Origin of the sequence: Microbacterium sp. JAI119, from assembly GCF_013410135.1 — a bacterium.
GTDB lineage: Bacteria > Actinomycetota > Actinomycetes > Actinomycetales > Microbacteriaceae > Microbacterium > Microbacterium oxydans.
In genome coordinates, this window is sequence record NZ_JACCCK010000001.1 from 1,075,603 (window position 1) to 1,090,164 (window position 14,562).

General features: G+C 70.2%; 10 protein-coding genes. All 10 read right to left on the reverse strand.

Annotation, left to right across the window (positions count from 1 at the left end; genetic code table 11):
* Window positions 1-5: 5 nt before the first annotated feature.
* The 10 genes from menC to HDC31_RS05330 all read right to left on the reverse strand — a co-directional run bounded on the left by menC (window position 6) and on the right by HDC31_RS05330 (window position 14,522).
* Window positions 6-1,112: an o-succinylbenzoate synthase gene (menC, locus tag HDC31_RS05285; RefSeq protein WP_113680830.1), complete on the reverse strand. Its 1,107-nt coding sequence runs from the start codon at window positions 1,110-1,112 to the stop codon at window positions 6-8.
* Complete coding sequence (locus HDC31_RS05290) at window positions 1,109-2,011, reverse strand: GNAT family N-acetyltransferase (protein WP_058632405.1); 903 nt, start codon at window positions 2,009-2,011, stop codon at window positions 1,109-1,111. The genes menC and HDC31_RS05290 overlap by 4 nt, the downstream gene beginning before the upstream one ends.
* A complete protein-coding gene (locus tag HDC31_RS05295; protein ID WP_179515878.1) occupies window positions 2,008-3,141 on the reverse strand; it encodes a M20 family metallopeptidase in 1,134 nt (377 codons plus the stop codon). The genes HDC31_RS05290 and HDC31_RS05295 overlap by 4 nt, the downstream gene beginning before the upstream one ends.
* A complete protein-coding gene (locus tag HDC31_RS05300) occupies window positions 3,141-6,473 on the reverse strand; it encodes a serine hydrolase (protein WP_179515879.1) in 3,333 nt (1,110 codons plus the stop codon). The genes HDC31_RS05295 and HDC31_RS05300 overlap by 1 nt, the downstream gene beginning before the upstream one ends.
* An 18-nt stretch (window positions 6,474-6,491) precedes the next feature.
* On the reverse strand, window positions 6,492-7,535 hold the full coding sequence (locus tag HDC31_RS05305; protein WP_179515880.1) for an ABC transporter ATP-binding protein: 1,044 nt from the start codon (window positions 7,533-7,535) through the stop codon (window positions 6,492-6,494).
* Window positions 7,532-9,538 (reverse strand): dipeptide/oligopeptide/nickel ABC transporter permease/ATP-binding protein, encoded by a 2,007-nt coding sequence (locus HDC31_RS05310; RefSeq protein ID WP_179515881.1) that lies wholly within the window; start codon window positions 9,536-9,538, stop codon window positions 7,532-7,534. Before HDC31_RS05310 ends, HDC31_RS05305 begins: the two co-directional genes overlap by 4 nt.
* A complete protein-coding gene (locus HDC31_RS05315) occupies window positions 9,535-10,533 on the reverse strand; it encodes an ABC transporter permease (protein ID WP_113680694.1) in 999 nt (332 codons plus the stop codon). Before HDC31_RS05315 ends, HDC31_RS05310 begins: the two co-directional genes overlap by 4 nt.
* Window positions 10,534-10,553: 20 nt before the next feature.
* Window positions 10,554-12,146: an ABC transporter substrate-binding protein gene (locus HDC31_RS05320; protein ID WP_113680695.1), complete on the reverse strand. Its 1,593-nt coding sequence runs from the start codon at window positions 12,144-12,146 to the stop codon at window positions 10,554-10,556.
* Between the two features lie 64 nt (window positions 12,147-12,210).
* Window positions 12,211-13,137, reverse strand: a complete 927-nt coding sequence (locus tag HDC31_RS05325; RefSeq protein ID WP_113680696.1) for a serine hydrolase — start codon at window positions 13,135-13,137, stop codon at window positions 12,211-12,213.
* The gene (locus HDC31_RS05330; RefSeq protein ID WP_113680697.1) at window positions 13,134-14,522 is read right to left on the reverse strand and encodes a serine hydrolase; all 1,389 of its coding nucleotides are present in this window, start codon (window positions 14,520-14,522) and stop codon (window positions 13,134-13,136) included. Before HDC31_RS05330 ends, HDC31_RS05325 begins: the two co-directional genes overlap by 4 nt.
* Window positions 14,523-14,562 lie beyond the last annotated feature (40 nt).

Here is a 14,562-nt window from a genome sequence, read left to right on the forward strand (position 1 = left end):
GGCTCTCAGAAGGTGATCCACTCGGTGCGGACCGTCACGGCGTCCAGCGCATCAGGATCGGGCGTCACGCCAATTCCCGGACCCGTGGGAACGGTGAGAGTGCCGTCCTCGACGACGAACGGCTCGGTGATGTCGTGCGCGTAGTACCGTCCGGATCCCGAGGTGTCGCCGGGCAGGGTGAAACCGGGGAGGGCTGCGAGGGCGACGTTCGCCGCACGCCCGATCCCGGTCTCGAGCATGCCGCCGCACCACACCGGGATGTCGTTCGCCGCGCACACGTCGTGGATGCGTCGTGCCTCCAGGTACCCGCCCACACGGCCAGGCTTGATGTTGACGATCGAGCAGGCGCCGAGGGCGATCGCGTCCGCCGCGGCCCTGGCCGACACGATCGATTCGTCGAGGCACACCGGGGTGGTGATCGCCCGGGCGAGCTGCGCGTGTCCGAGAAGGTCCTCCTCGTCGAGCGGCTGCTCGATCAGGAGCAGGTCGAACGGATCGAGCTTGGCGAGGTGCCGGGCATCGCCACGGTGGTAGGCGGTGTTCGCGTCGACCTGCAGCAGCACGTCATCGCCGAAGCGCTCCCGCACGGCGCGCACCGGTTCGATGTCCCACCCGGGCTCGATCTTGAGCTTGATGCGCACGTACCCCTCGTCGAGGTAGCCGCCGACGGCTTCGAGCAGCTCGGGGATGGAGTCCATGATCCCGACCGAGACACCGCAGTCGACCCGGTCGCGCACGGCGCCCAGCTCGCGCGAGAGCGGCACCCCGGCCGCCCGCAGCTCGGCATCGAGGATCGCCAGCTCGACCGCGGCCTTCGACATGCGGTGACCCTTGAACTTCGCCAGGGCCGGGGCGACGCCGCTCGCATCGAGGTCCTCGACCTGCGCGAGCGCCGGCAGCAGGAACCGGGTGATGACGTCGACGCTCGCCTCCACGTACTCGGAGGAGTACAGCGGGTCGTTCATGGCAACACCTTCGCCCCAGCCCTCCGCCTCGTCCGTGACGGCGCGGACCACCAGGGCCTCGCGCACGGTCTGCACGCCGAACGACGTCCGGAACGGCGACACCAGCGGCATCTCGATCACGCGCAGCTCGAATCCGGTGAGCTTCATCCCTGTTCTCCTCTGTCGATGGTGTAGGCGCCGGAGCGGTCGAACGAGAGCACGCGCCCTCCACCCTCCAGCGATGATCCGAGCGTCTCGCGCAACGCCAGACGCCATGCGGTCGCCCGTGCGGGTTCGGTCAGGCGCAAGGTCTCGATGTCGCGTGGCAGCGCCACCCGTACCAAGCGCGCGTCGGTGCGATGCCGCAGCGGCCCGAGGTCGCCGCCCACGCTGAGCAGCGGCTCGACGGACATCTCCTCGGCGTTGATCTCCTCGGTGTCGATCTCCACGATCTCAGGCACCGGCTCCCCGTGACAGGCGGCGACCACCCTGGGGTCGCGCACGTACCAGGTCACGAGCATCCGATCGGTGTCGTCCGCCCCGTTGAGCGCATCGGCCATGTGTCCGTAGAAGTTGCGGTGATACGACGTCGGGGTCGCGGCGAGCTTCACGAGGTTGAAGTGCGCATTGCGGCTGATGAGGGGATCGAACGTCCAGGAGATCTCGTCCAGACCCTCCTCGAGCGCCCACGCGCGCTGGTGCACCTTGAGGGCGAAGCCGACGCTGCGACCGCGCATCCGCGAGGAGACGCCCGCGATGTGGCTGTGCAGCGCACGCTGCTCGGGAGCGGCGAAGAAGCCGAAGCATGCGCCGACGAGCTCGTCGTGCTCGAATGCTCCGCCCACGTAGCTGCCGGCCTTCGACAGCGCCCGCAGCGTCTCGACGTTCACGGGGGAGGCTTCGCCCTGCTTGGTCCAGATGCTCTGGAACAGCTCGGCGACCAAGGTGAAGTCGTCCACATCCTCCAGCAGACGGATCTCCACCCCCGCTTTCGACGCGGCGGCGTTCGCGGCATCGGCGGCCTCCTCCGGCGACGCGGGGAAGGCCGCGGCGTCCGTCAGGCTCATGCCCGTCCTCCGTTCCGCGCCGGCGTGCGTTCTCTGACGGCGAGGATCAGCTCCTGCAGCAGCACGATGCGCTCCGGGATCAGTGCGACGATCACGTGCTCATCGTCGGCATGGGCGCCGCCGCCGACCGCGCCGAGCCCATCCAGCGTCGGCACCCCGAGCGCGGCGGTGAAGTTGCCGTCGGACGCGCCGCCGACCTCGACGCCGTGGAACGGGGTGAGACCGGCACGCTCGGCGATCTCGAGTGCCAGCGCGAACAGCGGTGCCGAGGATTCGGGCTCGAGTGGCGGACGATTCGCACCGCCGACCACGCGCACGGAGGCACCGGGAAGGGTGGCAGGGATCGCACGGAGGGCGGCATCCACCCTGTCCTGCTCCGCGACCGTGCGCACGCGCACGTCGACGGCGAACTCCGCCTCGGCCGGCACCGTGTTGGTGGTGCTGCCGGCGCGCAGGAGCGTGGGCGTCACGCTGGTCCCCACCGACCGGTCGCCGAGCCTCGCGATCGCGAGCACGAGGTGGGCCGCCTCGACGGCAGCGTTCACGCCACGCTCCGGTTCGAGCCCGGCATGGGCGGCACGCCCCGTGACGCGCACACGGTAGAGCGAGACGCCCTTGCGTGCGATCTTCACGGCACCGCCGTCGGCCGAGGCCTCGAGCACGAGCGTCGCAGCGCAGCCGATCGCCTCCTGCTCGATCAGGGCGCGCGAACTCGGAGAACCGAGTTCTTCATCACCCGTGATCAGGATGCTGATGCCGGTGCGATCGGACAGTGCGGCGACGGCATGCAGCGCCATCACGACGCCCGTCTTCATGTCGAAGCATCCGGGTCCGCGGAGCACACCGTCCTCGACGGTGAACGGCAACCGCCGCAGCGAGCCGAGCGGCCATACCGTGTCGTGGTGGCCGAGGAGCAGCACGACCGGATCGCCGAATCGCCAGCGCAGATGCGTGCGCCCGTCGATGACGATGCGTTCCGGGGCGACCCCCAGCAGCCTCTCACCGAGGGCGGCGACGACGTCGGCGCTGCGGGAGACGGCTTCGAGGTCGCCCGACGGCGACTCGCAGGAGACGAGGGTCTCGATGTCGGCGAGGACCAGGTCGAGGTCCGCGTCCGCCTGCACGCGCATCACGACACCTTCGGCGCTGCGCGCACACCGTGGTGCAGGTAGCGCTCGCCGCTGGGCAGGGAGTAGAAGACCACAGCATGCCACCCCTGCTCGCCCTCCGGTCGCATCACGAACTCGCCGTGACGCACCGGGACCAGCGGGTGCTCCTGCACCGGATCGGGGAGCAGGGCGGCGAGCGGGCCGTTGAGCGTGGTGCGCATGCGCAGGCCCTCGTCGTCGCGGAAGATCTCGGTACGGACCCCTGAGCGGTCGTAGATGCCCTCGAACTCGGAGAAGTCGTCGGCGAACGGCTCCGCAGGCGGGGTGAGGCCCGCCGGCACGTGCACATCCGCGAGCTCGGAGAAGATCTCGTCGAACAGTTCGGCGTACAGGTCGTGCGTGTTGCCGCCATTGGTGAGCATCGTCACCGCGAGCTGCTCGTCCGGCAGGATGCGCAGGAACGCCGCCTGGCCGATGGTGTTCCCGTCGTGGCCGTAGAGTCGGCGCCCGTCCCAGTCGAACAGGATCCACCCCACGGCCCAGGCATCGCCGAGGGAGTACGGGTCGGGCATGTCGACCTCCCGCTGCTGCATCCGTCGCACGCTCTCCTCCGACAGCACCCGCGTGCCGTCGGCTGCGAGTCCCCCCGTGAGGTGCATGCGGGCGAAGGCGAGCACGTCGGCGGTCGTGGAGTTCACCAGTCCCGCCGGACCCATCGCGCGCGGGAGCATCCAGGCAGGGGCGAGGGTCGGTCCGTCATCACCCACTTCGGTGTGGCCGCTGGCGGCACGGAACATGATGGCCTCTTCGGGGAGCGTGCAGGAGTGCGTGAGACCGAGGGGCGTCATCAACAGGTCGCGCATCGCCTGGTCCCAGCTGGTACCCGTGATCTTCTCGATCACCCGACCGGCCAGCACGAATCCGGAGTTGCAGTACGACATCGTGGCACCGAGCGGGTGGTTCTGCGCGATGCCGTCGAGCAGCGCGACGTACTTCTCCAGGGTGTCGTCTCCGCGGCCGGTATCGGTGAACACGTCGCCGTCGATCCCGCTCGTGTGGTTGAGCAGGTGACGCATCGTCACGGTGCGGGTGACCTCGGGATCCGACGAGGCGAACTCCGGGACGTACTCCACGATCGGGGTGTCGAGGTCGAGCCTGCCCTCGTCGACGAGCTTCATCACGACCGAGGTGGTCCACACCTTGCTCATCGAGCCGATCTGGAACACCGAGTCGTCGGTGGTCTCGATCCCCGTGCGCACGTTGAGTATGCCGTGGTGCGCATACACGGGCTCCTCCCCGAGACGGAGGATGCCGAGGGTCGCCCCGGGAACCTTGTGCGCCTCGGCCAGGGCGCTCAGTCGCTGCTGCCAGTGCCGGGCGTCGAGTCGTGCGCGCACCGGCTTCCCCGCTGGCGGGGCGTACTGCTCTACCCAATCGATCACCCGCTGCGAGAAGTCGGCGCGGTGCGACGGCGGCCCGGAGAGCACGAAGAGGTGCGAGCCACCGGGGTAGAGCACGAGACGGGTCGGCACCCCGCGCTCGCGCAGCGCCGTGAACCACTGCTCCGCCTGACCCACCGGGCAGCGGTCGTCGGCTGCGCCGTGCAGGATCAGCGTCGGCGTCTTCACCTGATCGACCCGCGTGAACGGCGACTGCGCGGAGATGCGCTCCTCGTCGCGCCACGGCAGACCGCCGTTCTCCTTGGAGGAGAGGTAGTGGCCGAAGTCCGACGTGCCGCCCATCGAGAACAGGTCGGTGACGACGCCACCGGCGACAGCGGCGGCGAAGCGGTCATCGCGCGAGGTGAGGAAGCACGTCATGAAGCCGCCGTAGCTGTAGCCCGTGACGGCGAGGCGCGCCGGATCCGCGACGCCTTCCGACACGAGAGCGTCGATCGGCTCCAGGAAGTCGTTCGCGTCGTTGACTCCCCAGCCGCCGGATACCGCCGAGAAGAACGCGTCGCCGTAGCCGTCGCTTCCTCGGGGGTTGAGGGTCAGGACCGCCCAGCCGCGTCGCGTGAGCACCTGGTGATAAGGGTGGGCGATGTCCGCTGCCCCGTTCCAGGCGTTGTGCGGCCCGCCGTGGATGTCGAGCAGGAGCGGGAGCGGGCCAGCGGCGTCGGGGTCGCGGCGCAGCCAGCCGGTGACGACCGTACCGTCGGAGATCGTGAATCGGCGCTCCTCCGCGGGCACGAGCTCGAACTCGGGAGTGCCGTAGTCGGTGAGGGTGCGCGCCGTGCCGTCGGAGAGGTCCAGGAGCGCGACATCGCCGAACGACTCCGGTGTGGCGAGCACGATCGCGGCGGACGATCCTGCGACCGACAGCCCCGAGACGTTCGCGGTGCCGTTCACGAGAGGCGCGGCACCGGAGCCGTCCTGCGCGACCCGGTACACGTGCGAGTAGCCGTTGTCGCGAAGGCAGAACACGATGTCGCCGTCCTCCGTGAACTGCGGCATGCCGCCGGGGTAGCCCGGACCACCGGGCATCACGTTGCGGTCGAGGCCGGCGGTGAGGTTCCGCGGGTCTCCGCCGTCGACGGGGAACAGCAGCAGGTCCGCGTTGCCGACCTCGGTGTCGGTGCGCCCGGCCGCGAGCACGTGGCGACCGTCGGGGGTCCAGCCCACCGCCGTCGCCTGCACGTCGGCGGCGCTGACCTGCACAGGGGGGCTGTTCGGGTCGGTGGACGAGCACACGAGCACGGGGATCCGCATCGTCAGGTCCGCATCGTCCTCGACGCTCGCGGAGTAGGCGATGCGGGTGCCGTCCGGCGACCAGAAGGGCTCGGAGGCGTGCGAGCGTCCACGCGTGAGCACGGTGATCTTCCCGGAGGCGACGTCGAGCACGTGCAGCTGCTGCACGAGAGTGGAGAGGTTTCCGGCGCCGTCCGCCTTGTAGCCGAGACGGTCGGTGCCGGTCGGAGCCGAACGACGGGCCAGGATGGTGTCCTTGTCCTCGCCGGGGAGGGCCGCACTGTCGACCGGGGCGGTGAAGGCGATGCGGGCACCGTCAGGGCTCCAGGCCGCGGCGCCGGCGCCGAGGGGGAGAGCGGTCAGACTGCGGGCCTCACCTCCGCCTGCAGGGAGGACCCAGAGCTGCGCGGGTCCGTCCTGTGCCCGCAGGAACGCCAGCTGCGCGCCGTCGGGGCTCCACACGGGGGCAGAATCCCCTGTGCCGTGCGTCAGCGGGGCGGGGGCTCCGCCGGAGGACGCCACCTGCCAGAGCGCGCGGGTGTCGCGGTCGCCGTCGCGGTCGGTCGTCCGCAGCACGTAGGCGATGCGGGTGCCGTCCGGAGACAGCGCGGGCTGCTCCGGTGTGCGGACGGAGAGCAGGTCGTCGACGGTGACGCGGTTCATGAGAGCTCCAATCGATGGTCAGTTCACTGTGTCCGCTGAGAGCGGGGACGGTGTTGTGGTCGCGGCCGAAACCAGGGGGATGCTTTGGGAGGTGGGCACAGTTCCGAGCGCGACGTCCGCGTGCGTGCCGGCGAAATGGCATGCGGCTCCGGCTGAACCGGAGGGCAGGGGAGGATCCGCGATCACGCAGATCTGACGATCGGGTCGTGCCGCGGGACCGATCGGGCACCGCGGGTGGAACCGACATCCGCTGGGAGGCGCATGCGGGTCGGCGGGCTCCACGTCGACCGGGGCGAGCGGGTCGACCGCCAGCAGGTCGCCGTTCCTGGTGGGCGCCGCCTGCAACAGGTCCCTCGTGTACGGGTGCTGCGGGTCGGCGAGCACCTGCTCGGTGGGGCCGAACTCCACGATCCGCCCGAGATACATCACGGCGATGTGGTCGCTCAGATAGCGCACGACCGAGAGGTTGTGCGAGATGAACAGCATCGTGAGGTCGAGTTCACCGCGCAGCTCCCGCACGAGGTTCAGCACCGAGCCCTGCACCGACACATCGAGCGCCGAGGTGATCTCGTCGGCGATCACGACCTCCGGTCGCGCGGCGAGCGCTCTGGCGAGGGCGATGCGCTGTCGCTGCCCGCCGGAGAGCGCTGCCGGAAGAGACGGGGCGCGGTCGGCGTCCAGGCTCACCAGGTCGAGCAGTCTGGCGACCTCCGCGCGTCGGGCAGCGGTGCCGCGGATGTCGCGGGGGAGCGCCTCGGCGATGGACTCGCCGATCGTCATCCGGGGATCGAGTGAGGAGAACGGATCCTGGAACACCATCTGGATGGGGCGTCGACGACGGAAGCTCCGCACATCCGCACCGTCGAGAGTGATCGCTCCCTCGCTGATCGGCGCGAGGCCGATGGCCGCGCGAGCCAGCGTCGATTTGCCCGACCCCGATTCGCCGACCAGCCCGACCACGGAGCCGGACGGCACGACGAGGGAGACGTCGTCGACGGCCGTGAGACCGGCGCGGTGCGTTCCGTAGCGCACGCTGACCCGCTCGAATCGCAGTTCGCTCATCTCAGGACCGTCTCTTCCTCTTCGGTGCTCGTGTCTTCAGTGCTCGTCTCGTCAGCAACCGTCTCGTCAGCAACCGTCTCGTCAGCAACCGTGGCGATGGCCACCGGCACCGGAGCCTCGCCGTCGACCGGGTGCCAGCACGCGACCCGGTGTCCCGCTGCGTCGGCCACCAGTTCGGGGTCGCTCTCGCGGCAGAGATCGGTGGCGAGCGGGCACCGGGCGGCGAACGCGCATCCGACGGGGAAGGCCCCTGGCGCCGGCGGGCGGCCGGGGATCATCTTGAGCGGCTCGCTGCGGTCGGCGTCGAGCTCGGGTACGACCTCGAGCAGTGCCCGGGTGTACGGGTGCCTGGCGTCGGTGTGCAGGGTCGCCGCGGGCAGGTCTTCGACGATGCGGCCCGCGTACATGACGAGCACCCTGTCGCAGGTCTGCGCGACCACGGCGATGTCGTGGCTGATCAGCAGGATCGCGGCATCGGTGTCGCGCCGCACTCCCGCGAGCAGCTGGAGCACCTGTCGCTGCACCGTCACGTCGAGCGCCGTCGTCGGCTCGTCGGCGATGATCAGCCGCGGGTGGTTCATGAGACCCATCGCGATCATCGCGCGCTGCCTCATGCCGCCGGAGAACTCGTGCGGGTACTGGTGGGAGCGGCGGGCGGCCGCGGGCACCCGCACCGACTGCAGCCGCTCGATCGCCCGGTCCATGGCCTGCTTCCGCGTGATGTCCTGGTGCTCGGAGGCTGCCTCGGCGAGCTGCGATCCGATGCGCCTGGTCGGGTTGAACGACGTCATCGGGTCCTGGAAGACCATCGCGAGCGACGTGCCGAGCAGGCTTCGCACCGCCCGATCCGTGCTGGTCAGCAGCGGAGTGCCGCAGAAGTCCAGCTGCGCGGCGGCGACATGGCCGGGACGCTCGATGAGCCGGGCTGCGGCGAGGGCGGTCAGGCTCTTGCCCGATCCGGATTCGCCGACCACGCCGATCGCCTCGCCGCGCGACACGGTGAACGAGACGCCGCGCACCGGGGTGACCCACCCGGCAGGCGTGGGGAAGGAGACGCGCAGGTCGTCGACGAGGAGCACCACTTCTTCACCGTCGACCTGCGCGGGCTTGCTGGCATCGAGTCCGGTCGCTCCGGAGAGCGCGACGGTGGGAAGGCGATGGCGGCGCCGAGCCGACCGTCCGCCCAGGGCTGCAGCCGCCGTCTCTCCGAGGAGGTTGAAGGCGAGGCCGGCGATCACCACGGCCACGGCCGGTCCGAGCGCCGCCGCGGGGTTGAGGTAGATGCGGTTGAGGCCCTCGCCGAGCAGGCGGCCCCAGTCGTACTCCGGCACCTGCACGCCCAGACCGAGGAACGAGAGTCCGGCGAAGGCCAGCAGTGCCGAGCCGGCCGCGACGGTCGCGTTCACGATGAGCGGCTCGCCGATGTTGGGCAGGATGTGGCGGATGAGGACCCGCAGGCGCGAGACTCCGGCGACCCGGGCGGCGGAGATGAAGTCGCGACCGGCGATCGCCGCCGACAGGGTCTGGGTGAGACGGGCGAACTGCGGCGCCATCGCGAAGCCGATCGCGAGCACGGCACCGGTGGAGCCGACGCCGAAGATGACGGCGAAGAACAGGGCGAGGAGGAGGCCGGGGAAGGCCACGGCGATGTTGACGAAGCCGACGATCGGGCGTCCGACCCATCGGGGGAGCACCGACGGTGCCGTGCCGAGCAGCGTTCCGGCGACCACGCCGATGACCACCGCGACCACGGCGAGCACCACAGAGAGTCGGGTCGCGACCAGTACGCGGGCGAGCACGTCGCGGCCGAGGGCGTCGGTTCCCAGCAGATGCTCCGCGCTCGGTCCCTGCGTGATCGCGGTCGGGTCCACCTGCTCGGCCTGGGCGCCCCAGATCATCGGGGCGAAGATCGCGCCGAGCGTGACGAGCAGGATCAGACCGAGGGCGGTGATGCCGAGGGGCGAGCGGACGATGCCGGACCATGCCGTGCGTGCGGACATCATGCCTCCCTGATGGTGGAGCGAGGATCGAGGAGCGCGAGGATCACGTCGATCACGAGGTTCACGACCAGCACCCCCACGCCGTAGACGAGCACGATGCCCTGCACGACCGAGTAGTCCTTGGTGAGGATCGACTGCACGATCATGGTGCCGAGCCCCGGCCAGGCGAAGACGTTCTCGACCAGCACGGTGCCGGCGACCATCCCCGTCAGGAGCAGTCCGGTGAGGGTGAGGGTCGCGGTCATGGCGTTCGGGAGCGCATGGCGGGAGTAGATGCGGCGCGGCGCGAGGCGCTTGGCCCGCGCGGTGCGGATGAAGTCCTGGCCGAGCACGGAGAGCACCTCGACCCTGATGATGCGTGAGAACACCGCGATCGGGCCGACCGCGAGCGCCACGACCGGCAGCACGAGCGCGAACGGAGCGGTGTTCCCGGCGACGGGGAACCACCGGAGCGACACCGCGAACACGTACACGAGGCCGACAGCGAGGAGGAACTCGGGGATCGCGGCGAGGATGACCGAACCGGTCGCGAACGCCAGCTCCAGCCCGCGTCGGCGACCGCCGCGGGTGGCGACGGCCATGGTCACCCCGAGCGGGACCGAGACCAGCAGCACGAGCACGACCGCGAACAGGGCGAGCTGGAGAGTCGCGGGGAGCCGGGTGGCGATGATCTCGGAGACGGGCTGGCTGGTGATCATCGAGGAGCCCATGTCGCCGGTGAACAGCCCCCCGATGTAGCGGAAGTACTGCACGATGAGCGGCTGGTCGAGGCCGAGAGCCGCGCGCCGGGCCTCGACGAGCTCGGCCGGGGCGTTCAGCCCTAGCGCCGCGCGCACCGGGTCGCCCGGCACGAGGTGGATCATGAGGAAGGCAGCCGTGACCAGCACCCACACCGAGAGCAGGAACTGCCCTCCGCGCCGGACCAGGAAGGACAACCAGGGGTTGTCCGACCGGGCGGATCTGATCAGTATCGCCTGCGTGGCGGTGGTGCTGGCCATCGGCTGTCTCCGGTCTCCGATTACTCGTACATGCGGATCGACGTGGGGTCGATGCCGTCGCCCTCGGTGAACGTCGCCTTGGTCGCGAAGGTCGACCGGTCGATGTTCGCGTACGGCATGACACTGGTCGTCGCGTACAGGGCCTGCTCGGCGGTGCCCCAGTCGTCGCACCCTTCGCTGCCGGCCTTCGCGGATGCCGCGGTGACGGCCTCCGTGTACTCCGGATTGTCGATCGAGGCGAAGTTGGTGCCGTTCGGCGGCGTCGGGCCCGAGTAGAACGGCACGAGCATGCTCGGCAGCGAGACGGTGAGCGGCGCGGCCGAGATGTCCCAGTCGCCCGTGGAGAACAGGGTCTCGCTCAGCGTGGGCGAGTCCACGGCGGCGACCGTGATGTCGACGCCCAGCTCCTTCCAGGCGGCCTGGGCGAGCTCCGCTGCGGCGTTGCCGGCGTCGCCGAGCTGCGAAGAGTAGATCATGCGCAGGGTCAGCGTCTCGCCGTCCTTGGTGCGCACGCCGTCGCTGCCGGCCTTCCACCCCGCCCCGTCGAGCGCTGCGGCTGCGGCCTTCGCGTCGAACTCGGGCATGAAGCCCTTCAGCACGTCCGCACGGCAGGGGTTCGGCGACACGGTCACGAGCCCGGTGGGCACGCTGGCGGATCCGCTGCCGAGAACCTGGCGCATCTGGTCGAGGTCGAGTGCCTCGAGCAGCGCCTCGCGCACGGCCTGGTCAGCGGTGGGGCGTCCCTCCGCCTGGTTGAAGATGAACTGTCCTGCCGGGGTCGGGATCTCGGTGTGGAACAGCCCGGCGTCCTTGAGGCGCTTGTTGTCCGGACCGATCACGAGGGCGGCGTTGACCTCGCCGGAGAGCAGCAGGTTCGTGGCGGTCGTCTCGTTCGGGATGACGCGGAAGACCACGGAGTCGGGGAGCCCCTTCTGCTTCGGGTCCCAGTCGTCGGGGCCCCAGGCGAAGTCGTCGCGACGGGTCAGCGTGTACTGGCTGTTGGGGACGACTTCGGCCATGGTGAACATGCCGGTGGCCCCTTCGCCCTTGGAGAGCGCATCCGGGTCGTCGATCACCGATCCGCAGACGATCGAGATGCTGCCGATGTTCTCGATCAGGAACGAGTCCGGTCGTCCGCTGGTGACGGTCACCGTGCCGGCGGTGTCGTCGCCCACGGCACTGGTGCCCGGCTGCACCTGCAGCCCGACCAGGGGCGAGCCGTTGGCCGGGTCTCCGATGTGGGTGATGTTCGCGGCCACGTCGGTGGCCGTGAGCGGGGTGCCGTCCTCGCACGTGAGACCGTCACGGAGCGTGAAGGTCGCGGTCGTGGTGTCCGCCTCCCAGGAGTCGGCGAGGCCGGAGGCGATGCTGCCGTCCTCCAGCACCTCGACGAGCCGCGCGTACAGGAAGCGGTCGATCGAGCGCGCGACGGACATCACGGTGACGAAGGGGTCGAGGCTGCCGGGATCGGTGGAGATCACCGAGGTGAAGGTCTTGCCGTCGGCGAGCACGCCGTCCGTGGCATCCCCGCTGGGCGGGGCGCCTCCGGCGCAGGACGTCAGGGCGAGCGCCGCAGCGCCGAGCAGCGCGACCAGCGGGGTACGAGAACGCATCAGAAGCCTCCAGCAGTGTTCGGGATGGTGCAGGTGGGTGGTGCAGGGGGATACGGGTCGGGGATCAGCGCGCGCGCAGGTCTTCGACGGCGGCGAAGGCGGCGCGTCCGATCGAGGCGTCCACGAGCGGCTGTCGGTCGTTGAGCGATGCTGCTCGAGTGAACACGGCCACCGCGTACTGACGGCCGTCGGGGTAGGTGACCACACCGGCTTCGTTGCGCCAGGTCGGGAGTGTGCCGGTCTTCGCGGCGATGCGCACCTCGGCAGGGAACCCGGAGGTGAGTCGGTGCGGCCAGATCTGCAGTGCCATGATGTCGCGCGCCTGACGACAGGCCTCCGGTGCGGCGGCGGCGTCGGTCCACAGCGCGTTCAGCACGGCGGTCACCTCGCGCGGCGTGGAGTGCGACGTCCGCAGCGGCTGCACGGCGTCGAGGGCGAGGATCTGCTCCGCGTTCGCTCCGGTCAACAGGTCGTCCAGGTCGCTGTCGGCCGCGCCGCCGAGGTCGGCGACCACCGAGGCGAACAGGTCTTCGCAGCACCCCACGAGCTGGGTCTGCCGCAGCGCGAGGTCGGAGATGACGCGATCGATGGCCTCTGCGCCCAGGCGGTGGTAGATGACGTCGGTCGCCGCGTTGTCGCTCATGGTCATCATGTTCAGGGCCAGATCGCGCCAGCTCATCTCCACGTCGTCCGCGAAGCCGGCCGTGCCCACCCCTCCGATGCGGTAGCGCGCCGTCACGGTCGTGCGCGCCGCGGGGTCGAGCTCTCCCGCGGCGACCGCGCGGACGAAAGCGGTCAGCACCAGGATCTTGAAGACCGAGGCGAGCACCACCGGCTCATCGGCGCCAACGGTCACTTCAGGACCGCCCTCGACACCGATCTCCCTGGCATGGAGGAAGCCCGTGGCTCCTGCCTCTGCGAAGATCTCGGCGATCCGTCGTTCGACGCCCGTCGTGTCCGTTTCCGGTACGGCGGCCGCGATGCTGCTCATGCGTCCACCCGGCGGTCGGCTCGTCCGGTGTGCAGGTACAGAGCACGTCCGCTGCCGTCGTCGCCGACGAAGGCGTGCGGCATGCGCATCCCGTTCTGCGCTTCGCGGGGGAGCAGGGTGTCGCCGGCCCAGCCGATCAGCTCGACGGGCTCCGGCGCCGGCCCCAGTTCGGCGAAGATCCCCTTCATGGTGCGTTCCAGCCAGATGCGGCCATCGTCGTCGACCCGCACGGTGGAGTCGGAGACCGACGACGAGTACGTGCCGAGGATCCGCTCGAGGTCGATCGCGACCGGGGAGTCGGGGATCGACGGCAGCTCCGGGACCGTGACCCCGGCGAGGGCGGCAAGCACCTTCGACGTGATGGCATGGTACGCATCGACCGTGCGTCCGCCGTTCGTGAGCACCGCCACCGCGACTCCCGCGCCCGGCACCATGCGCAGGAATGCGTTCTGGCCGATCGTGCCGCCGTCGTGGCCGATCACGGGTCCGCCGTCCCAGTCGAAGATCTCCCAGCCCAGACCCCAGGCGTCGCCCATCAGGCCGAGTTCGGGCAGGTCGACCTGCCGTTCCTGCATGGCCAGCACGCTCTGCTCCGAGAGCACCCTGGTGCCGTCGGCGGCGACGCCGCCGTCCAGATGCATGCGGGCGTAGGTCACCAGGTCTCGCGCCGTCATGGCGAGCATCGATCCCGCGGGGGCGTTCGAGCGCACCAGGCTCCACACCGGCGCCGGCACGGGCTCGTCGCTGCCCTCCGCGGGGATGTGCCCGAGCGCCGCGCGGAACATGATCGCCTCCGCGGCCGTGGTGGCGACGTGAGTGAGCCCCAGGGGAGCGGCGAGGTGGGTACGCAGCGCCTGATCGTAGGACGTGCCGCGCAGCACTTCGACGATGCGGCCGAGCACCACGAACGCGGCGTTGTTGTACGAGAACCGCTCGCCGGGAGCGAAGAGCTGCGGGGCGTCGGCGATCGTCGCGAGGTACTTCTCCACCGCGTCGTCGCCCACCCCGGTGTCGTTGAACAGGTCGCCCTCGAACCCGCTCACGTGGCTCAGCAGCTGACGAGGGGTGATCGCGCTCGCCGCCGTGTCGTCGCCGATCGTGAACTCCGGTACCACCTCGCGCACCGGGGCGTCGAGGTCGAGCAGACCCTCGTCGACGAGCTGCATGATCAGCGTGGCCGTCCAGGTCTTCGTGATGGACCCGATCTGGAAGACCGAGTCCTCGTCGGCTTCGACGCCGGTGTTGCGATTGAGGATCCCGGCTGCGGTGGTGAAGATCTCGCCACCGGCCAGGATCGCGACGGATGCGGCAGGGATATGCGCGTCGGCCAGCATCGTGGGAAGGTTCTCCCGCACCCAGCTGCCGATTTCGTTCAGGTCGGACACGTGCGCTCCTCTTCGTCGAGTAGGCCGTCGTCTTCGGGCG